Below are 20,492 nucleotides of genomic sequence, written 5' to 3'. Positions count from 1 at the left end.
TCACTTATCCAGATACTTTATGTCCCAGCCTCCTTTTTATTATCTATTTCCTACATCTTGTCCAACTTCCACTGTTCTATCTTGCTTGTTATAAACCGCACCTTGAACACTACCAAAGTTAGGATCGTTACGTTTTTCTTCTACACCGAAACCTAGACTTTTGAAAATATTAACATCATTATCATCCATAGCATTTTCATAGAAGATTGTTCCACCATCATTATAAAAACGTGGCTTATTAATAGATTCTTGTAACGTCCCATTTCCTCTTAAATAATCTACAATGACTTCGTTAAGAATCGTTGGAATTTTATTTCCTCCTGGCGAACCAATACCCATATAGAAGTCGGGTCCAACAATAATAGTAGGTGACGTATAAGAACGTGGTGCTTTATGTTTCTCACCATAGTTTGGACTGTTTGGATCTGTTGAAAAGTTTGTTAGCGAGTTGTTCATGTAAAAACCTTCTTTAACATATTTACCTGTTCCAAAGAAGCTTGATAATGTATTTGTAGTACTTGCTAACTTACCGTTCTTATCAATCACTACAAAGTGTGTTGTACTTGTGTTATCAATACGTTGTGTATTGAAGTCACTACCTTGTTCGTCAAAATTGATACCGTTAATCTTATCTAATAAATAATCTTGAGACAAGTAGGTATTGCTACTAGATTCTTTGCCATTAACAATATCTCTATTTCGATACATAATATCACGAGATTTGACAATCCCTGTAATATAATCTGTACGATCATTTGCAGAATTTACGCTTTCATCAATCTTCAAACCTTGTTCCATTAAGATTCCACCTAATGGGTTAGATGCAGCATAAACAGTATTGTTTAAATATTTTGTACTAATAGGTTTCTTTTCTTCTGTCTTTACTTGTTTAAAATCCTCTTCAGTGAGTTGATTTTTTAATTGTTTAGATAAACTTTTTCCAATATGATTATAAAAATAATCCGGTCCTTTATCTCGAATTTTCTTTAAAGTATTTGCTAAAGCAGGTTGTTTTACAATTGCACCTTCACGAACTGTACGCTTGCCTTTAAAGAAGGGAGAGTTTCGATCAATGTCAGAACCAAATAATTTCAAGCTACGTTCTAACTCTGAATCTACTTCAAAGCCATCTTCAGCTAATGGAATGACATAGTTTAAGATTTTTTTCTCATCCATTTTACCTTCTTTTTCATGCATATCATGTAAACCGCGTACAAAACCGGGTGTCCCTATTTTATCTCCCTTTTTGTAATTAAATGAAGATGTTGTTTTATATTCATACATGCGAGGTTCTTCACCATTTTTACCATCGTATGTAAGTGTAGCGCCGCCACCACCTAATCCGGATGAATGAGGTTCTGTTACTGCAAGCGCGTAGGCGACACCTTCCGCTGCGTCAACTGCATTACCACCATCTTCAATAATTTTATTACCTACACGTGTTGCGATAGCATTGTTTGAAGCAACACCATACGTTTTTTGCTCATCAGAGGTTGCTGATTTACGGTTAGCAATCTTGTTTTCATATAGATCATCTTTATCAAGTTTATCTTCTTTATTAAAAAAATAAAATATAAATGAGATTAAAATTGTAATCACTAAAATGACTGATAGTGTCACTTTATTATAGATATTCATACTACTTGGCCCCTTTAGATAAATATTGCTCCGTGGCTTTATTTAATTCATTTTTTTCGTAATTATCGAGACCTTCATTTGCTCTAGCAAATGTAACCATTAATAAAATAGCAATAATAATGAGTGTTGTAACAATAGGTAACCAATGTTGTTTAATATTCAAAAGAATACCCCCCATTCTTTTCTTTCAGATGAATTGTTTTATCTTTAATATTATTGTAATAACGTTGTGACTCCATACTATTCATATGATCTTTTGTTAATTTTCCATCTGCAGAGCGAACAGGTGTAATTTGAAATTGATGATGCTGACCATCCCAATCATGTTGAACAACTATACTTTTTTGATTTTTTGATAGAAAATCAGCAGAGGTTAAATTTCCTAAACTATAAAAAATACTAGCATGTTTATATTTCTCAATACTTTGTATAACTGTATTATGGCCAATGATTACATCTGCACCTGCATCAACTAATGCATGGGCATAAGCTTTTTGGCGATCTGTTACATTACGTTCGTTAGGAATCCCCCAATCTACGTTCACAACTACAAGATCATTGTTTTCCTTTAAGTTTTTAATTAATGGTACAAAAATTTTGGGATCTAAGCTAATAGATGTCGTATTTTTTAAAGGATCTTCATAATACGATTCAATATCTGTGAACGAAACATTAGCGACTTTTTTATTTTTAACTTTTTGTTGCACTGTTTTACTATTAATTGGATTCGAACCATTTCCAGTTAAAAAATTATAATCTGTTTGTGCTTCAACTTTTTTGGATAAATCTTGCGCTTGTACATTATCTATAGTGCTATTAATTAAATTGATACTTTTAATATTTTGTTTTTTTAAAAACATAATGTTTTCTATGTTTTTGTTTATATTTTCTTTAGGATTTTTAGAAAATTGGTTCACATATAAAGAAGCTGTGGAAAAATCACTTTGTTGTAATGGCTGTCTTAAACTTTTAAAAACATCATTTAAATTGACTTTTCTGATGTCATTATTCAAAGTGATATTTCCTAAATATGTATTTCTAATACTATTACCCGAATGTGGCATCGCCTCTACAGGTTCAACTTTAACAGCTCGAATAGCAAAAATTAGAAGTACTACTGTGATAACTAAGACAATAAACGTATACAAAAAGTTTCTTCGTTTATGTCGTTTCGATTGCTTAAGTAACCATTCGCTCGCTGATAATCGTTTTTTCTTTTTCATTATTATGCGCTCCTCGCTCGCGATTAATTAATAAAGCTATATAAGAACAAGATGACATAAGTAATACATGTTAATAACATTGTCGTAGCTAATGTAATTACAACACCTTGTTTTTGAATGGTATTGGCAATAATACCAGGAATAACAACTCCGATACCTGAAACCTCTACAACTTCAAATGGAGTGAGTGGATAAATTAAATCAAAAACAAATTTTAGAACCATACCAGTTAAAATCATCGCTGCAAATTTACGTCTACCATAAAGAATGACCCATCTACTAATACCAAACGTAACAATAAAATAAGTGAGACAACTAATGACCAACACAGATAGTAACATAATGGGTTGATCAAAAATAAGTGCTAAATAACCAGGTACAACAAGACCTGCGGGATTAATCCCAAATTTTTCTGCAAAAATTAAACTTAATACAATACCAACAAATAGGGAAAAGTATAATTCCGAACCTATCATTTTATTCTATCCCTTCTATAAATTCTGCTATTTTTCCACCTGGACCATGAATATTTCCAACACAAAATATGAGTGCCTGATGTGATTCACTAAGAATCGCTTTTTCTATATCTGAAAAATCATGATTTTCAAGGTTTATGTATGTTTTTTCAGGTAGATGTTGCATTAAATCTGTAACCATTTGCGTGCTTTTTCCTGTACAAATTAAGGTATCGAATTCGACGTCCTCAATAAAATTCTCAACGAACTGTCGCGTTCGATCCACCCTGTCAGAACGACAGTTAAGAATCACTTCTTTTTTTGTATAAGGATAATCGTATGATTCTACTTTATTTAATATCGCTTTCGTAGACTGAGGCTCATTAGCAGCAAACGCATTAACAAATACATTTTTTGTGTTATTTGCATTAAAATATTTAATTTCAACCGCTCCTGGATCAGGAGGTGCATTTAACATGCCGCGCAGTGCAACGTCTTTTTCAACCCCTACAGCTTGCGCTACACCTAAAGCGATAGCGACATTATCAGGAAATACTAAATAATTAAATTTCCTTAAGTATGATTCAGGTATATCATTTTTATCTACAACAATAAGTTCAGTTTTACGTTTTTTAGCTTCCTTAGCAAAAAAGTCTGTAAACTCATCCTTCATGACTACTAATTTTCCATTTCGGGGAATCGTTGCAGTAAATGCTTGAGCAATATCTTGAAGTGTCGGCCCTAATACGTCCATATGGTCTTCCATAACATTGACAATGACACCAATATTCGCTTTTACTAAATCTTCTTGAAAGACAATTTGATAATCTGGATTCACTGCCATACATTCATTAACAAGCGCATTGCCTTTTTGCTTAACTACTTTTTGCACAATGTCTCTTTGTTCTCCTATGTTGGCGCCTTGCGGTTTTCTAAGGACAGGATATTCTTTCTCTGTAAACCAATACAACATTCTGGCATCAGTGCCTGTTGTTTTACCAATGACATGATATTGATCTTCTCGCAAAATACTATAAATCATTCTTGTAATAGTTGATTTACCACGAATACCATTAATATTTATTCGTAGAGGAATCTTATTTAAACGGTGTGTATGTCGCTTTTTCTCTCTAATTCCTAGAAATAATATCAAAGCGATACAAATGATAATGAGAATCAAACTGAAGTCCCTCTCTTTAAACATATTTTTTCTTTCATTTAATATTATCTTAATGAATGCGTTAAACACTTTAATAAGGGTATGCTATCATCTTAATATTTAGTCAGTTTTAAAAATGTAAATATTCAGTTAAAAATAGTATAAAATTATAAAAAAGTTAATAGAATATCAATATTTTCTCGAATAAATTATTGATTATTTCAAATTAATATCGACAAATTTAATTACCTTACATTTATTAATAGTAAATCGATAAATATTTACTTCTTATTTACATTTACTTAAAACTCTCATGTTAGTTTATAAGTAAACATTGCTATGACTCTAGGAGGACATAAATGGATAAATCTATGGCTAAACCTGTTAAAATTGCAGTTGGCATTTATCTTTCTTTAGTTTTACTGGCTTGTTCTAGTTATCTCATCTTTATTTTGATTGGCAGTCTACAAGGAAATGACATGAGTAATTCTGTATTAGATACTGATCATTGTTATATCAACAACAGTTCTCAATCTTCTCACGAGACAATCAATAAAAACAAATCACCACATTCGACTTCAAATTTTACTGAAATAGAAAAAGAAGATGCCCTATCTTCACATAACGATACTATTAATACTGAATATAAAGAAACAGATACTAACTCTAGAGAATAATACAAGTTAGTATCTGTTTTTATGTTTATATAAAATGCGAATTAATATGTTACTTACTGCTAGACTATTAATAAGTGACATGTTTTTATTGAATTTTGCTGAAATTTTACAACCTAAACATTCGATTTTCAATGCATTTCAAATTCTTAGAATGATATTCATTTTACTCATTATTTTATTATTATCTTTTTAAAAAAACAGCCTAGTCATATGTGCTATCATAGATGTTTTATTCTTTATTCGAGTGCTTTTAAAAATAACACCAATGTTCAAACTAGTATTTAATCTTTTCCCATTATATTTTTCAGTTGTGTAAAGAACTTTTGACGTTCTGGTAATGGGAAAATAGGATAAATATGGAATAAGTTATAACCAGGTGTAAAATCATGTTCAATTCCTTTATCATTTAACATTTTAGAGAGCTTTAATGCATCTGGATATAACGTTTCTTTTGTGCCTATAAAAATAGATATACGACCAAGACCCTCTAAATCTCCGTTAATTGGCGATATTTTATAGTCTTCTATTGGCGTATCACCAGACCATAATTGAATGAAATATTTACTTCCTTCAATTCCTAGCATAGGATCTACTTTTTCATATTTTTTAGCTTCAGGATTATTAAATGTTGCATCAAGAACTGGAGACAGCATCACAATATGTCCTGGTTGTGGTAATTGTGTTTCTTTTTTAAGATATTGTGCAAATGATAAAGCGATTTGACCGCCTGCTGAATCTCCCATTATCGTCATATGTTGCGGATTTTCAACTTCCAATATTTCTTTTTGATAAATATTTTTTAGTAATTCAAATGTTGTTCGATAGTCTCTGTGAGGTACTTTAGGATAAACAGGCATAATCACTCGTGCATCCAATTCTCCTGCAAGTTGATCAATAAAATCAAAATGATTATCTAATGGATCTTGGAACCAAGCACCACCATGAATGTAAAGCACAACATCTTGATGAGGTTCTCTTTTATCATTAACAATATATGTGACAGATCCATTAATACTTCTAGTATGCGCACGATGTTTAAATTCATAATCCGTCCCATCATATTTACCAGCTGTTAAAGGTTTAACTTCCTCTAATGCTTTTTTAGCATCATTCGTATTTTCAAATGTTTTTTTCATTCCAGACATACGAATATATTTTTCAGTAATAAAGCTTTGATAACTGCGTTTTTCTTTTACTTTAATGTAAGCTAAAGTTCCAAGAATTGCAGATGTCGCTACGGTTAATAATCGTTTTTTCATCTTTTGACCTCCTATACTCTATATTATTATATACCTCAGAGTCGTTATATTTTAGTAAATCGCTTATTCAACTTTTAAATATTTAAAAAAGTAGTGATAAGTGCTATTCTAAATATAATTATCAGAATTTTTATTCTATTTTAGAAAGTAGGTTATGCTGAATGAAAAGAAATAAAATTGTGCTGATTGGTAGTGGATTCGTAGGTTCTGCGTTTGCACATGCAGTTGTAGCTAAAGGACTAGTCGATGAACTAGCTATTATTGATATTGATGAAGATAAAGCAAAAGCAGATGTATGGGATTTAAATCATGCTACACCTTTTGGTGATAAGTTTGTAGATGTACATCTTGGTTCGTATAGTGATTGTAGTGATGCTGATATCGTCGTGATCTGTGCAAGTGCAAAATTAGATAAAGGTGACACACGTTTAAAATTATTAGAAGATAATGTGAATATCTTTGTGCCTATGATTCAAAAAGTCATTGCTCATGGTTTCGATGGTTATTTTGTACTTCCATCTAATCCAGTCGATATTATGAGTTATGTTATAAAACGTGTGTCTCAATTTCCTAAGAATAAAATTATTGGATCAGGAACTTCATTAGATACAGCTCGCTTCGAATTTTTCTTAAGTCGCACGTTTGATGTGGCACCACAAAATGTCTATGCGCCTGTTATTGGCGAACACGGCGATTCTCAAGTAGCTGTTTGGTCTCATGCTCAAATTGCCGGTGAACCTGTCCTTGATTTACTGAATAAAGGAGTAGACCAAACCACGTTCAAACAATCTATCGCTTCGCAAACCACTCAAGTGGGATATGATATTTACGTTCGAAAAGGTACTACAAACTTTGGTATATCATTAAGTTTAGTACGTATTGTAGAAGCTATTTTATTTAATAAAAATGTGATTATGAATGTTTCAAGTTATCTTGAAGGTGAATATGGACTAAATGACCTTTATATTGGAACGCCAACAGTGATTAACGGTAATGGTGCTGATCGTGTCATTGAACTGAAATTGGAAGAAGATGAACTTACTCGTTTCAAACAATCAAGTCATATTATTTTAGAGCATCAACAACGTGCTGATGCTCTCATTGAATCAATTTTAAATAAATAGTAATAAAAGAGCCTAAACACAACAATTCATTTATCGTGTTTAGGCTTTCTTAACTTATTTTAAACTCTCATGCATTAAACTTAATTGGTGCTCAAAATCTTGCATATCAATAAAACGCGCTTGTCGATGCATTTCTTTTCCGTCCAAAAATATTAAATCCACTGGAACAGTAAATATAGATAGTTCTCCCGCAATAGCTTCTACATTAGATTGATTGATAACAGCAAAATGGACTTTAGAATAATCATTGACGATATCTTCAATTTGTGGCAATACCGCATGACATACTGAACAATGATTCCGCATAACATGAATCACTACTAATCGATGCGTTTGAATAAATTGATGAAATTGTTCTATACTTTCAATATTTTTAGTCATATTTTCACCTACTTATTTAATTTAACGGTCTCGTTCTCTTATACATACTTATTTTACGATGTTACACTTATTTTTTCATCTAAATCCTCTTGTTAAATACGTTCAACAATAGTTCAATGATTTTCTCTTCAAAATAGAATACATCTTATTAAATTAATGTTATAATGTTTGTGAAATAATTCACATTTTATATTGGAGGAATCAACATGAAAGCTTACATCTATGAAAAACCTGGCGTAGCTAAGCTCGTCGATAAAGAAAAACCAGTTGTTACGGAAAGTACTGACGCTATTATTAGAATGGTCAAAACAACAATTTGTGGTACTGACTTACATATTATTAAAGGAGACACACCTGAAGTTCCTCAATATACTACATTAGGTCACGAAGGTATTGGTATTGTTGAATCTGTTGGTTCGAATGTCAATAACTTCAAAGTCGGCGATAAAGTCATTGTGTCTTGTATCTCATCTTGTGGCAAATGTTATTACTGTAAAAAAGGTATCTATGCTCATTGTGAAAATGGAGGTGGATGGATATTAGGTCATCTTGTTGATGGTACGCAAGCAGAATATGTGAAAGTCCCTTTTGCAGATAATTCTTTATATCATGCTCCTACTTCTTTACCTGATGAAGCACTCGTGATGCTTTCAGATATTTTACCGACTGGTTATGAAATTGGTGTATTAAAAGGAAAAGTAAAACCTGGTAGCACTGTTGCTATTGTAGGTGCTGGACCAGTTGGATTAGCTTCTTTATTAACTGCTCAATTCTACTCACCTTCAAAAATAATTATGATTGATTTAGATGATCATCGTTTAGCTACAGCCAAAAAATTTGGAGCGACTCATACAATTAATTCTAGTCATGTGAATGAAGCAATTAAACAAATCAAAGATATCAATCATCGTGGCGTCGATGTTGCTATTGAAGCAGTTGGTATTCCAGCAACATTTGATTTATGTCAAAAGTTGATTGGCGTCGATGGAACAATTGCTAATGTTGGTGTTCACGGCTTACCCGTTCAATTTGATATCGAAAAATTATGGATTAAAAATATCAACGTTACAACTGGTTTAGTTTCTGCTAATACCACTGAAGAATTGTTGGAAGCACTCAAATCTAAAATCATTCAACCTGAACAACTCGTGACACATTATAGTAAATTAAGCGAAATTGAAAATGCTTATGACTTATTTAGAAATGCTACAGATCATAAAGCAATCAAATTATTAATTGAGAATGATATAACTAAATAATGTTGTGTATTAAATAAAAAATAAAAGAGAAAGATTTCTTTTTGAATTCGTCGCCCTACTATAGCAAAGAGAACTAGCATTGAAAACCTTAAGACAACACCTTTTCAATTCAGTCATCGACCGCCAATACATTAAAAATGCCTGAGACACATATGATGTCCCAGGCTTGTTTTATTATTTAATTGTCATAATACGCTTACCAGGATCTACTGAATCAACATCATCGAATGTTAATGTTTTATCATCTTGATTTGTAATAATCACTGGTGTGACAACACTTGGCGCATGTTCTTTTAAGTATGCTAAATTAATCTTCATTAATGGTTGACCTTGTGTAACAGGTTCATTGACATCAACTAAACTTTCGAAGCCTTCACCATTCAATTTCACTGTATCGATACCAATATGAATTAATACTTCAATTCCTGTATCAGATTCTAAACCGATGGCATGTTTCGTTGGGAAAATCGTTTTAACTGTACCATCAAATGGTGCTACAATTTCGCCTTTTTCAGGAACAAATCCAATACCGTCACCCATCATTTTTTCTGAGAATACTTTATCTGGTACTTCAGATAATGGGATGATATGACCCGTACCTGGTGCATAGATATCCGTTTCTTTTACCTCTTCCAACTGTACTGGCTCATCTGATGTATCTTCAGTCACAGTGGTTTCACTAGGTTTTGTGATGTCTCCATTCATAATGCGTGCCATATCATGTTTAATTTGATCTGATTTAGGACCAAAAATAGCTTGCATATTATTTCCTACTTCAAGCACCCCTGAAGCACCAAGAGCTTTTAGTCCTTCAACGTCTACTTTAGACTTATCATTGACTTCAACACGTAAACGTGTAATACAAGCATCTAAATGCTTGATATTTTCTTTACCGCCCATTGCATCTAACACATCAAAAGGTAATTTACTTGCAGATGTATTAGCTACAGAGGCTTGTTTATCTTCACGACCTGGCGTTTTAAAGTTGAATTTAACAATTAAGAATCTAAATACAACATAATAAATAACAGCGTAAACTAATCCTACTGGAATCACTAACCACCATGGTGTTTTATTTGGAAGAATACCTAATAAAACAAAATCTATGAATCCTCCAGAGAATGTATATCCTAGATGTAAATGTAGTAGATAAAGTGTTAAAAATGATAATCCATCAAGTACTGCATGAATAAAGAATAATAATGGTGCTACGAATAAGAATGAAAATTCTAACGGTTCAGTAATACCAGTTAAGAATGATGTTAAAGCTGCTGATAACATCAAACCTCCAACTACCTTTTTATTCTCAGGTTTAGCTGTTTGATAAATTGCTAATGCTGCTGCTGGTAATCCAAACATCATAACAGGAAATTCACCTTGCATGAATTTACCTGAAGTTAAATGAACACCTTCACGTATTTGCTCAATAAAAATACGTTGATCTCCTCGAATAATTTCTCCAGCTGCATTTTTCCAAGAACCAAATTCAAACCAGAATGGCGCATGGAAAATATGATGTAAACCAAATGGAATAAGTAATCGTTTAATAAATCCAAATAAGAATACTGCCAATCCAGTATTAGATTCTAACAAACCTGTACTAAATGCATTTAATCCATTTTGAATGAATGGCCAAATCCAAGCCATTGGGAAAGCTAAAATAAACGATGTCGTTGCCATCATAATCGGCACAAAACGTTTACCCGCAAAGAACCCTAAATACGATGGTAAGGAAATATTATAAAATTTGTTATAACACCAAGCTGCTAGAGCCCCTATAATAATCCCACCAAACACTCCAGTTTGAAGTGTAGGTATGCCTAAAACATTTGCGAATCCTTTAGATGGGTCTTCCAATTGTGCTGGCGTAACATTTAAGAATGCTCCCATTGTTTTATTCATAATAATAAATCCGACAAAAGCTGCAATGGCTGCTACACCATCTCCACCTGCTAGTCCTATTGCTACACCGAGTGCAAAAATGATAGGTAAGTTATCAAAAATAATACCACCAGCACCTGTCATCATGTTAGCAATATTTTGAATTACTCCATTTTTAATAAATGGAAGATAATGCTGTAATGCTTCACCTTGAAAAGCTGTTCCAATTGCTAGTAATAATCCAGCTGCAGGCAAAATTGCCACAGGTAACATCAATGCTTTACCAATACGTTGCAATTGTCCAAATAGCTTTTTAAACATTTTGATTCAATCCTTTCAATATATCTTTTTTACGCATTAAAAAAGCATGACCAAATAAGCCCATCATTTATGACAAAAATAATGATAGCTTATCTGCTCATGCCTAATCGAATAGTAACACGCAGTTCTTTTTTAACAATTTAATTATACCTATAATATAAAGCGTTTTCAATATCTTTTTTACTAATATTTTACATTTTTTTAATTTAAATATTCATAAAAAAACACTGACAAAAGCATTACTTTCGTCAGTGTTTCGAATCTATGTCTTATAAGAAACGTTTAGCAGCTACAGAGATTGGTGGTACTTTATCGAAGTCAAATTCTTTGTCTTCTGTGATAGATCTGTAAGCCCATTTACCATAACCATATGCTTCTTCGTTAACGATTTGACCTGGTAATGGCGCAGCGTTTGGATCAACATGTACATCAACAACAGTTGGTACATTTTCATTTAATGCTGCTTCAACAATTTCATCAATACGGTTAGGGTCTTTTAATACATAACCTTTACCACCAGCAGCTTCAGCGAATTTAGCATGATCCATATCAGAGAAGTCGATGGCATATTCTAATTCACCAGCAGCTTGTTGTTCATATTTGATGAATGATAATTGTTTGTTATTTAATACGAAAATTGTCATTGGTAAATCGTATTGAACAGCAGTTGCGAAGTCTTGCATTACCATTTGGAATGCACCGTCACCAGTAATTGCAATTGCTTGACGACCTGGGTAAGCAATATTAGAAGCAAGAGCACCTGGAAGACCGCAACCCATTGTACCTAACCATGCTGAGATAATAAATTTATTATTAACATTTAAGTCTAAGTAACGTGTACCCCAAACAGTTGAAGTACCAACATCGATTGAGTATACAGCGTCATCTTTACTGTAATCATTGATAGCTTTCATTAAACGTTCTGGACGAATTGGAGCACTTGTATTATTCATGTCTTTTTCCATCCATTTATCCCATACAGCTTTACGTTTTAACGTTTTGTCTAAGAATGAACGATGAGGTACTGGTTTGATTGCTTCAGTTAATTGATGGAATGCTAATTTAACGTCACCAACAATACCAACATTAATATCGAAACGTTCACCAATTACGTTTGGATTTGTGTCGATTTGAATCGCTTTAATATTTTTCTTAGGTAAGTAATTTGCATAAGGGAAGTTAGTACCAGCCATGATTAATAAATCAGCATCTTGAATAGTTTGGTAAGACGTTTTTGTACCAATTTTACCTAAGTTACCCACACTGTATGGATGTGAATCAGGTAAAACAGTTTTAGCTGGTAATGTATGAATTACAGGGATTTTAGCTGCTTCAATGAAGTCTTGTAATTCAGTTGAAGCATTTTTTGCACCTACCCCAACAAGCATAACTGGTTTTTTACTTTTGTTAATTAATTTAGCAGCTTTTTTAATGCTACGATAAGATGGTGTTGGTAACACTGGTCTAGACGTATCTACTGGACGATTTGTAGTGTCTTTAATTTTTTGAGTTAATAGATCATTTGGACAAATAATAACTGCTACACCATTTTTTTCATATGCAGTACGAATCGCTTCGTTTGTAATTTCAAATAAGTCATCACCTTTTTGAACTTGATGATGGAATACTGCTACGTCGTCAACCATTTTAGAAATGTTAGTTTCTTGGAAGAATTTTGTACCTAATAATGTACTATTCGTTTGACCTGTAATAATAAGTTGAGGTACACGGTCCATTTTAGCGTCATACATACCATTTAATAAGTGAACAACCCCAGGTCCACCAATACTTAAAGCTACACCGATTTTACCTGTTAACTTTGTATATGCTGCAGCTGATAAGCTTGCAACTTCTTCATGACGTACATGATAAAATTTGAAAGTATCTCTAACTGTTCTTAAATTATCTACTACTGCATCAACTGAGTCACCTGGAATACCCCATAAGTGATCAATATCCCAAGCTTGTAATGCTTTAACTAATGCTTCATTTGCTTTAATCTTCGCCATTGATTAAATAGCCCCTTTCCTAAATATACAATTTGTTTCTGTATTCCCTTTAGTAAAACAACTTAATCATAATTGGAATAAGAATTGAACTAATAACTGCTGTTAAAATCATTCCAATTGAGCTAAATGCGCCAGATTCGATGTCGTGTTCTAACGCTTTTGCAGTTCCAAAAGCATGTGATGCATTTCCATATGTTAAACCTCTCGCGATTGATGTTTTAAATTGACCAACCTTAAGTAGCATTGAACCCATCATACTACCTATCAATCCAGTAGTAATGATAAACAGTACTGTAATCGTATCTGTACCTCCAAGTTCTTGAGAGACTTCAATTCCTACAGCAGCTGTAATTGATCTAGGTAGTATAGTTACGATTGTTTCTTCTGAGTAACCTAATAACTTTAACGAACTAAACACTAACACAAAATTCAATATCACGCCAGCCATGACGCTTGAAAAAATGACCCCAATATTTTCTACAATCTTATCTTTATTTTTATAAAGTGGATAAGCAAGACATACAACAGTGGCATTTAATAGATGGTTAATCCATTGACCGCCAATCATGTAATCGTGATAGTTTTGACGTGTTAAAAGTAAAACAATAATTATTCCAAGTGAACCGATTAATGCTGGATTCAATAATGGGTTATTATATTTACGTTGTAATATTTGAGCAAGTTTATACATTACAACAGTTAATAATATCATTAAAACGCCTTTTAATATATCCATTTTTAATGATTTCCTTTCTTAGTATGAGGTTTTTTCTTAGACATTGTTTCAGCAATAAATCCAGAAACAAGTGCCACACAGCTTGTACCAATAATAATCAAGAGGAAGAAAATAATATAACTTGTAGTGATATTAGAAACAATATCCATAATTCCTACAACTGAAGGAATAAAGAAGAAGACCATTGTGGTTAATAAGAAGTCGGCTCCTTTAGAAACCCATTCAACGCGAATAATTTGAAAATGTAATAAAATATAAAATAATATCATACCGATAATACTTCCTGCTAATGGTATATGTAGCCATTTTTGTAGCAGTGAACCTATAATACTAATCGCTACCACCAATACGATTTGAAGAATAATCTCTATAATATTTAATGCTTTTTTCAAAACGACTGACCTCCATAAATTTGTCGAATTTGTTACAGCGATTTTTTAGTCTATATTCAAAATTGTAATCTATATTGACAGATTATAAAAATATTGATTTTATATATAACTTATAGTTATTTTCTATGGAACCGTTTTAAAAATAAAAAATAGTGAGAGAACCTACGTTAAGGTTTTTCACTATTTATAAAAATGAACCGTTTACTTGTTTTCCAATCTCTCAGTCATAAATTTTATCCATTTAGACGTTGCATAACTTAAAAGTTTATCTTTTTTCCAAATTGCTCCAAGTTCCCAGCTCATACCTGAGTCTTCAATTTTTATACTTTTAATCTCATCTTTTAACATCTTGGCAATATGTTCTGGTAAAATACTAACGCCTAATCGTGCTATTACTAAATATTCAATGAAATTCCATTGTGATACATTGGACACTGTATTTGGGATAAAACCAGCATTTTTTGCAGCAGCTATAATTTTATCATTAAGATAAAAGTCCTCATTGAATAATATAAAATCTTCATTTTTCAAGTCAGCCATAGTAACAGATGAACGCTTAGCTAACTGATGTTCTTCACTCACTATAAGTCTTAAATCTTCACTATATAAAGACACATAATCAAATGTGTTCTCATCTATAGGAATGGTCGTAATGCCAATGTCTATTTGATCGTTAACCAAACGATTTTCAATCGATTTACCCCCACTTTCATTAAGACTATAGGTAACGTTTGGATATAATTTATGAAACTCCGCTAAAATATTAATAAATTGTTGCATATCCATCACTGCTGACATTCCAATATTAATATGGCCTGTTTCTAAACCAAGCAAGCCATTAATTTCATTTGGAATATTATCATATAATGCTAAAATCTCTTCACATTTTTTATAAAACACTTTTCCTGCATCTGTAAGAACTAAATAACGCTTTTGTCGATCGAATAAAGGCATGTCTAATTCATTTTCAATATCTTTTATTGCTTTACTTATAGTTGGTTGAGCAATATATAAAGATTTAGAAGCATTCGTCATACCACCTTGATTCACAACTTCCATAAAATATTTCATATGCTTGATATCCAATTGCTCACCTTCTTAAAAAATTCTTTTTTTATTATACATTATTTTTGTAAGAAAAATGTAAATTCATTAGATTTTGAATTCATTCGATAACTTACTCAAATATGTATACTTTATGGAAAAATAATATTTATAAATAAATTATTTTTCATATAAACAAAACTATATTTTCAAATTACAAAAAATGTTATAATCAAAATCGGCTCAAACAAATATGAGGTGATGAATTGAGCTTTTACGAATTTATGCAAAATTTTATAGGCGATGACACACCATTAGGTGAATTGGTAAATTGGATTAATCAAGATAACACTTTTCCTAAAGACGTGAAGAGCCAAAACGAAATATTGCTATATTTTCGAACAAATCCGTGTCTTGAAAACATACCAGTGACTAGTGTTAAAAGAGCATTAGCTGTTTTTAACCAATTCACAGATGTATGATTTCAACAAAATGTAGTTATACATTACATGGAAGTATCATCTCACTAAGGCGCCCTTGTGGCGTCTTTTTTATGCACAAATTTAGCTACAATATATTACGTATATTTCAGAAGTATTACAGTTATTTGTATAATTCATTTCTTATATTGTATTACAACTTTTTAAATAATATTATTATTTTAGATTTTAAATTATTTAATTTTTGAGGAGAACTTAATGAAAATTAAAACATTCATTTTACGTCTAATATTAGCTACGACAATTATTTTTACTGGCACTTATACATATCAAAATGTTGAACATACACATACTTCTAAAGCAGCTGGTTATAACTATTATAATAAATATCAATGTACTTGGTGGGCATATAAACGCCGTGTTCAATTAGGTAAACCTGTTTCAAATCAATGGGGCAATGCAAAAAACTGGTACTATAGAGCTCAACGTGCTGGTTATAGAACAGGACATAAGCCTAAACGCTATGCTATTATGCAATCAACTGCAGGATATTACGGTCATGTTGCCATCGTTGAACGTGTTTACAGTAATGGAAAGATTCTTGTTTCAGAATATAATTATAACCGTCCACTAGCATACAGTACGCGTTATATTAGTGCATCTGCTGCGCGTAATTACAATTACATTTATTAATTGACACAACATAATAAGCCATGAAAGTTTAGTGATGGAATCTCTTCCATTTCTAAATTCTCATGGCTTATTTTTAAGATTGGCGTATTGATTTTAAAATGCGTTCAGCCGCTTCAGTATTCGCTTTAGGTTCTTGTTTGAGTTGCTCAGCAACTTTTGAAATTTCTTCACCTTTAGCGCCTACAACAATCGCTAATGATTTATATTGCAAACTCATATGTCCTTTTTGAATACCTTCTGAAACAAGGGCTCTACAAGCTGAAAAGTTCTGTGCTAAACCTACTGCAGCTACTACATGTCCTAATTCTCTAGCAGACTCAACGTTGAGTAAGTCTAAAGACGCTTTCGCAACTGGTAATACTTTCGTTCCTCCGCCAACAATGGCTAAAGTCATCGGTACTTCAATTGTGCCCACAAGACGTCCTCGGGCTTCATCATATTTCCACGTAGCAATACCTCTATACTGACCATCGCGTGCAGCATAAGCATGCGCACTTGCTTCAGCACCTCGTGTATCATTACCTGTAGCTAGAACAACGGCATGAATTCCATTCATGACTCCTTTGTTATGTGTTGCTGCCCGATGAATATCGACTTGTGCAAGCACTGACGCACGTTCCATTCTCTTAGCTACTTCTTCACCAGAATAATCGCCGCGATTTAAATCATTGATATCAATCTCACCTTCTACCCTTACAACAGAAGACGTTGCATGATTAGATAAGATACTTATTAATATCTCTTGATCTGTTAACTCATTTTTTAGATAGGCTGTCACTGCTTCTAAAATGGTATTAAGCATATTTGCACCCATCGCATCTTTAGTATCAACAAATACTTTAAGAGACAATAACTGTTCATTAGGAAATGCATCTATGTCAATACCACGATAACCACCTCCACGATGGATGATAGAAGGATAGGCTTCATCTGCAATACGTTTAATTTGGTTTTCTTGTTTTTGAATACGTTGTGTTAAGTCTTCTGTATCTTTAACATCATCAAATACGATTTGTCCGATCATCAAGCGTTCACTTTTTATCGTTTTAAATCCTCCAGTTTGGTTAACAAGTTTCGATCCATAACTCGCAGCAGCAACAACTGATGGCTCTTCAACCATCATAGGTACCACATATTCTTTCTCATCTACAATAATTTTAGGTAATAATCCAACTGGTAATGTGCCTTGGCCAATGACATTTTCGATGAGACTGTTTGCCACTTCCTCATCAATAACTGGATTGCTTAATAATGTTTGATAATTCGTTTTATCTAACCACCCGTAGTCTACTAATTGTTTTAATTTATCTTCTCTTGATAAATGACGAAAGTTTTTATCTAAACTTTTCATATTAATGTACTCCCTTTTCAATCATTAAAGCAATACCTAGTCCTCCGCCAATACAAGCTGTTGCGATACCTGTATGTTGATGTTCTTGTTCTAAAGCATTCACAAGTGTTGTAACAAGACGTGCACCACTTGCACCAATAGGATGTCCTAGCGCAATGGCACCACCATAAATATTTAAAATGTTATCAGGTATTTTTAAATGATCCTTAACAGGTATACTTTGAGCTGCAAATGCTTCAGTCATTTCTATAATATCAATATCATTAATGTGTTGATGTGTTTTTTCTAATAATTTTTCTACTGCATAAAAAGGTGCATACCCCATGTATTGTGGATCGCAACCTACTTCAGCGTAATCGCCTACTATGCCAAGAATTTCAAATCCATGTTCTTTTGCAAATGTTGCTTCCATTAAAATAAGGGCAGATGATCCATCATTAATACTTGAAGCATTACCACCAGTGACTGTTCCATTCTCTTTAAATATTGTTTTCAAAGTAGATAATTTTTCGACACTACTATTTGGTCTTATACCTTCATCAGAAGTCATCTCATTACCTTCAGCGTCTGTCATTTTTATAATTTCATTATCAAATTTACCTTCTTCAACTGCCTTTGCAGCTTTAGCATGAGAATGGTTAGCAAACTCGTCTTGCATTTCACGTGTTACATGATATTTTTCGGCTATATTTTCTGCTGTGACACCCATTGGAACATAATGGAAAGCATCCGTTAATCCATCATGCATAAAACTTTCTACAGGATCTTCTCCGTCTTTTAAAATAAGTTTAGGTGCATTAGTCATACTTTCAACACCACCAACAGCAACGACTTTAGCTTCCCCTAACTGAATAAGTTGCTTCCCTAAAATAATTGCTTTCAGTCCTGAACCACATACTTCATTAATCGTCATCGCTGGAGTTGTATCAGGAATACCTGATTTAATAGCAATTTGTCGTGCAGAATTTTGTCCTATACCACTTTGTAAGACATTTCCGAAAATAACTTGTTCAATAAGAGCTGGATCGATATCAATTGATTCAATAGCTCCTTTTAAAGCTGTTGTACCTAGTTCAACAGCTGAATAATTTCTCAATTTCCCTTTATATCTGCCAATTGGCGTTCTTTTAGCACTTACAATAGCGATTTGTTTCATTCTTTATCTCCTTGCCTGTAGTATATATATAATTGTATTTTAGTAATTTATTTTGGTAAAATACAGAGTATTGTATTGTTAAAATTAGACTATTCGAAAGGATGACATGCCTGTGAATATAGGTATCGATAAAATCAATTTTTATGTCCCTAAATACTATGTAGACATGGCGAAGCTTGCAGAAGCTCGTCAAGTTGATCCAAACAAATTTTTAATTGGGATTGGACAAACACAAATGGCAGTAAGTCCAGTATCTCAAGATATTGTATCAATGGGAGCCAATGCTGCTAAAGATATTATAACAGAAGATGATAAAAAACATATTGGAATGGTTATCGTTGCTACTGAATCTGCTATCGACAACGCTAAAGCTGCAGCAGTTCAAATTCATCATTTATTAAATATCCAACCTTTTGCACGTTGTTTTGAAATGAAAGAAGCTTGCTATGCAGCTACACCTGCAATTCAACTTGCTAAAGATTATCTTGCAAACCGTCCTAACGAAAAAGTATTGGTCATTGCAAGTGATACAGCACGTTATGGTATCGAGTCAGGCGGTGAACCTACACAAGGTGCTGGTGCAGTGGCAATGTTAATTTCACATCAGCCTCGTATTTTACAATTAAACGATGATGCTGTTGCTTATACAGCAGATGTGTATGATTTCTGGAGACCGACTGGCCATAAATATCCACTTGTTGCAGGCGCGTTATCAAAAGACGCATATATTGAATCATTCCAAGAAAGTTGGAAAGAGTATGCACGTCGTGAAGATAAATCATTATCCGATTTTGAATCATTATGTTTCCACGTGCCTTTTACTAAAATGGGCAAAAAAGCATTAGATTCTATCATTAATGATACTGATGAAACGACTCAATCTCGATTAACGTCTGGTTATGAAGATGCTGTATACTATAATCGCTATGTAGGTAATATATATACTGGATCACTTTATTTAAGCTTAATTTCATTACTTGAAAACAGAACTTTAACTCCTGGGCAAACAATTGGATTTTTTAGTTATGGTTCTGGGTCTGTGGGAGAATTCTTTAGCGCCACAGTAGTGGAAGGTTTTGAACAACACTTAGATAAAAAAGCACATCAAGCTTTATTAAATGAACGTCAAGAAGTATCTGTAAAAGAATACGAATCATTCTTCAGACGTTTTGATGATTTATCTTTCGATCATGAGATTGAAAACGTAGAAAACGATAAAAATATCTTTTATTTAGAAAACATTGAAGATGATATTAGATATTATCATTCTCCTGAATAATGTATATCACTCAGA

The 20,492-nt window shown here is 32.7% G+C and carries 20 protein-coding genes; 6 read left to right on the top strand and 14 right to left on the bottom strand.

Annotated features, from left to right (window positions below):
* Window positions 1–39: 39 nt before the first annotated feature.
* The 5 genes from HMPREF2647_RS07065 to pgsB are packed head-to-tail and all read right to left on the bottom strand — an operon-like array spanning window position 40 to window position 4,496.
* Complete coding sequence (locus HMPREF2647_RS07065) at window positions 40–1,638, bottom strand: gamma-glutamyltransferase (RefSeq protein ID WP_017175059.1); 1,599 nt, start codon at window positions 1,636–1,638, stop codon at window positions 40–42.
* Window position 1,639: 1 nt separating this feature from the next.
* Window positions 1,640–1,801 carry a hypothetical protein gene (locus HMPREF2647_RS11310; protein WP_002488200.1) on the bottom strand — a complete coding sequence of 54 codons (162 nt, stop codon included), beginning with the start codon at window positions 1,799–1,801 and terminating at the stop codon, window positions 1,640–1,642.
* Window positions 1,791–2,861 (bottom strand): CapA family protein, encoded by a 1,071-nt coding sequence (locus HMPREF2647_RS07060; RefSeq protein WP_017175060.1) that lies wholly within the window; start codon window positions 2,859–2,861, stop codon window positions 1,791–1,793. The genes HMPREF2647_RS11310 and HMPREF2647_RS07060 overlap by 11 nt, the downstream gene beginning before the upstream one ends.
* A gap of 23 nt (window positions 2,862–2,884) precedes the next feature.
* Window positions 2,885–3,337 (bottom strand): poly-gamma-glutamate biosynthesis protein PgsC, encoded by a 453-nt coding sequence (pgsC, locus tag HMPREF2647_RS07055; protein WP_017175061.1) that lies wholly within the window; start codon window positions 3,335–3,337, stop codon window positions 2,885–2,887.
* Window position 3,338: 1 nt separating this feature from the next.
* Window positions 3,339–4,496 carry a poly-gamma-glutamate synthase PgsB gene (gene pgsB, locus HMPREF2647_RS07050; protein WP_070859786.1) on the bottom strand — a complete coding sequence of 386 codons (1,158 nt, stop codon included), beginning with the start codon at window positions 4,494–4,496 and terminating at the stop codon, window positions 3,339–3,341.
* A gap of 350 nt (window positions 4,497–4,846) precedes the next feature.
* Between pgsB and HMPREF2647_RS07045 the strand changes: the two genes are divergently transcribed.
* Entirely contained in the window at window positions 4,847–5,152 is a 306-nt protein-coding gene (locus HMPREF2647_RS07045; RefSeq protein WP_256326482.1) for a hypothetical protein, read from the top strand.
* A gap of 281 nt (window positions 5,153–5,433) precedes the next feature.
* Here the strand turns inward: HMPREF2647_RS07045 and HMPREF2647_RS07040 are convergent, their stop codons facing one another.
* Window positions 5,434–6,411 (bottom strand): alpha/beta hydrolase fold domain-containing protein, encoded by a 978-nt coding sequence (locus HMPREF2647_RS07040; protein WP_048762244.1) that lies wholly within the window; start codon window positions 6,409–6,411, stop codon window positions 5,434–5,436.
* A gap of 161 nt (window positions 6,412–6,572) precedes the next feature.
* On the opposite strand from HMPREF2647_RS07040, the gene HMPREF2647_RS07035 reads away from it, so the two are divergent.
* Window positions 6,573–7,535, top strand: a complete 963-nt coding sequence (locus HMPREF2647_RS07035; RefSeq protein WP_017175065.1) for an L-lactate dehydrogenase — start codon at window positions 6,573–6,575, stop codon at window positions 7,533–7,535.
* Window positions 7,536–7,589: 54 nt separating this feature from the next.
* On the opposite strand, the gene HMPREF2647_RS07030 is transcribed toward HMPREF2647_RS07035, so the two are convergent.
* Window positions 7,590–7,916, bottom strand: a complete 327-nt coding sequence (locus tag HMPREF2647_RS07030; protein WP_017175066.1) for a thioredoxin family protein — start codon at window positions 7,914–7,916, stop codon at window positions 7,590–7,592.
* A 206-nt stretch (window positions 7,917–8,122) separates the two neighbouring features.
* Between HMPREF2647_RS07030 and HMPREF2647_RS07025 the strand changes: the two genes are divergently transcribed.
* Complete coding sequence (locus HMPREF2647_RS07025) at window positions 8,123–9,175, top strand: zinc-dependent alcohol dehydrogenase family protein (protein WP_048762247.1); 1,053 nt, start codon at window positions 8,123–8,125, stop codon at window positions 9,173–9,175.
* Between the two features lie 174 nt (window positions 9,176–9,349).
* Here HMPREF2647_RS07025 and ptsG read toward each other — a convergent pair whose 3' ends face one another.
* The 5 genes from ptsG to HMPREF2647_RS07000 form a co-directional block, all read right to left on the bottom strand.
* The gene (ptsG, locus tag HMPREF2647_RS07020; protein WP_017175068.1) at window positions 9,350–11,377 is read right to left on the bottom strand and encodes a glucose-specific PTS transporter subunit IIBC; all 2,028 of its coding nucleotides are present in this window, start codon (window positions 11,375–11,377) and stop codon (window positions 9,350–9,352) included.
* Window positions 11,378–11,646: 269 nt separating this feature from the next.
* Window positions 11,647–13,386, bottom strand: coding sequence for a pyruvate oxidase (locus HMPREF2647_RS07015; RefSeq protein WP_048762249.1), 1,740 nt, complete (start codon window positions 13,384–13,386; stop codon window positions 11,647–11,649).
* A 49-nt stretch (window positions 13,387–13,435) separates the two neighbouring features.
* Entirely contained in the window at window positions 13,436–14,122 is a 687-nt protein-coding gene (locus HMPREF2647_RS07010; protein WP_002449420.1) for an LrgB family protein, read from the bottom strand.
* A gap of 2 nt (window positions 14,123–14,124) precedes the next feature.
* A complete protein-coding gene (locus HMPREF2647_RS07005) occupies window positions 14,125–14,514 on the bottom strand; it encodes a CidA/LrgA family protein (protein WP_017175070.1) in 390 nt (129 codons plus the stop codon).
* A 201-nt stretch (window positions 14,515–14,715) separates the two neighbouring features.
* Window positions 14,716–15,600, bottom strand: a complete 885-nt coding sequence (locus tag HMPREF2647_RS07000) for a cidABC operon transcriptional activator CidR (RefSeq protein ID WP_017175071.1) — start codon at window positions 15,598–15,600, stop codon at window positions 14,716–14,718.
* A gap of 224 nt (window positions 15,601–15,824) precedes the next feature.
* Here HMPREF2647_RS07000 and HMPREF2647_RS06995 point away from each other — a divergent pair, with 224 nt between their 5' ends.
* Complete coding sequence (locus tag HMPREF2647_RS06995; RefSeq protein WP_002454831.1) at window positions 15,825–16,040, top strand: sterile alpha motif-like domain-containing protein; 216 nt, start codon at window positions 15,825–15,827, stop codon at window positions 16,038–16,040.
* A gap of 216 nt (window positions 16,041–16,256) precedes the next feature.
* A complete protein-coding gene (locus tag HMPREF2647_RS06990; RefSeq protein WP_048762252.1) occupies window positions 16,257–16,691 on the top strand; it encodes a CHAP domain-containing protein in 435 nt (144 codons plus the stop codon).
* A 73-nt stretch (window positions 16,692–16,764) separates the two neighbouring features.
* Here HMPREF2647_RS06990 and HMPREF2647_RS06985 read toward each other — a convergent pair whose 3' ends face one another.
* Both HMPREF2647_RS06985 and HMPREF2647_RS06980 read right to left on the bottom strand, forming a co-directional pair.
* Window positions 16,765–18,042, bottom strand: a complete 1,278-nt coding sequence (locus tag HMPREF2647_RS06985) for a hydroxymethylglutaryl-CoA reductase, degradative (RefSeq protein ID WP_049379274.1) — start codon at window positions 18,040–18,042, stop codon at window positions 16,765–16,767.
* Window position 18,043: 1 nt separating this feature from the next.
* Window positions 18,044–19,198: a thiolase family protein gene (locus HMPREF2647_RS06980; protein WP_019835142.1), complete on the bottom strand. Its 1,155-nt coding sequence runs from the start codon at window positions 19,196–19,198 to the stop codon at window positions 18,044–18,046.
* Window positions 19,199–19,310: 112 nt separating this feature from the next.
* Here HMPREF2647_RS06980 and HMPREF2647_RS06975 point away from each other — a divergent pair, with 112 nt between their 5' ends.
* Entirely contained in the window at window positions 19,311–20,477 is a 1,167-nt protein-coding gene (locus HMPREF2647_RS06975) for a hydroxymethylglutaryl-CoA synthase (protein WP_048762255.1), read from the top strand.
* Window positions 20,478–20,492: the final 15 nt, after the last annotated feature.

It is taken from the genome of Staphylococcus sp. HMSC035D11 (assembly GCF_001836075.1).
In the GTDB taxonomy this organism is placed as follows: Bacteria; Bacillota; Bacilli; order Staphylococcales; family Staphylococcaceae; genus Staphylococcus; species Staphylococcus hominis.
This window is presented reverse-complemented; position numbering and strand designations above follow the sequence as displayed.

Coding starts and splice junctions, on each gene's coding strand:
- HMPREF2647_RS07065 (WP_017175059.1), bottom strand. CDS start 1,638: ATGAATATCTATAATAAAGTGACACTATCAGTCATTTTAGTGATTACA.
- HMPREF2647_RS07060 (WP_017175060.1), bottom strand. CDS start 2,861: ATGAAAAAGAAAAAACGATTATCAGCGAGCGAATGGTTACTTAAGCAA.
- pgsC (WP_017175061.1), bottom strand. CDS start 3,337: ATGATAGGTTCGGAATTATACTTTTCCCTATTTGTTGGTATTGTATTA.
- HMPREF2647_RS07045 (WP_256326482.1), top strand. CDS start 4,847: ATGGCTAAACCTGTTAAAATTGCAGTTGGCATTTATCTTTCTTTAGTT.
- HMPREF2647_RS07040 (WP_048762244.1), bottom strand. CDS start 6,411: ATGAAAAAACGATTATTAACCGTAGCGACATCTGCAATTCTTGGAACT.
- HMPREF2647_RS07035 (WP_017175065.1), top strand. CDS start 6,573: ATGAAAAGAAATAAAATTGTGCTGATTGGTAGTGGATTCGTAGGTTCT.
- HMPREF2647_RS07030 (WP_017175066.1), bottom strand. CDS start 7,916: ATGACTAAAAATATTGAAAGTATAGAACAATTTCATCAATTTATTCAA.
- HMPREF2647_RS07025 (WP_048762247.1), top strand. CDS start 8,123: ATGAAAGCTTACATCTATGAAAAACCTGGCGTAGCTAAGCTCGTCGAT.
- ptsG (WP_017175068.1), bottom strand. CDS start 11,377: ATGTTTAAAAAGCTATTTGGACAATTGCAACGTATTGGTAAAGCATTG.
- HMPREF2647_RS07015 (WP_048762249.1), bottom strand. CDS start 13,386: ATGGCGAAGATTAAAGCAAATGAAGCATTAGTTAAAGCATTACAAGCT.
- HMPREF2647_RS07010 (WP_002449420.1), bottom strand. CDS start 14,122: ATGGATATATTAAAAGGCGTTTTAATGATATTATTAACTGTTGTAATG.
- HMPREF2647_RS06990 (WP_048762252.1), top strand. CDS start 16,257: ATGAAAATTAAAACATTCATTTTACGTCTAATATTAGCTACGACAATT.
- HMPREF2647_RS06985 (WP_049379274.1), bottom strand. CDS start 18,042: ATGAAAAGTTTAGATAAAAACTTTCGTCATTTATCAAGAGAAGATAAA.
- HMPREF2647_RS06980 (WP_019835142.1), bottom strand. CDS start 19,198: ATGAAACAAATCGCTATTGTAAGTGCTAAAAGAACGCCAATTGGCAGA.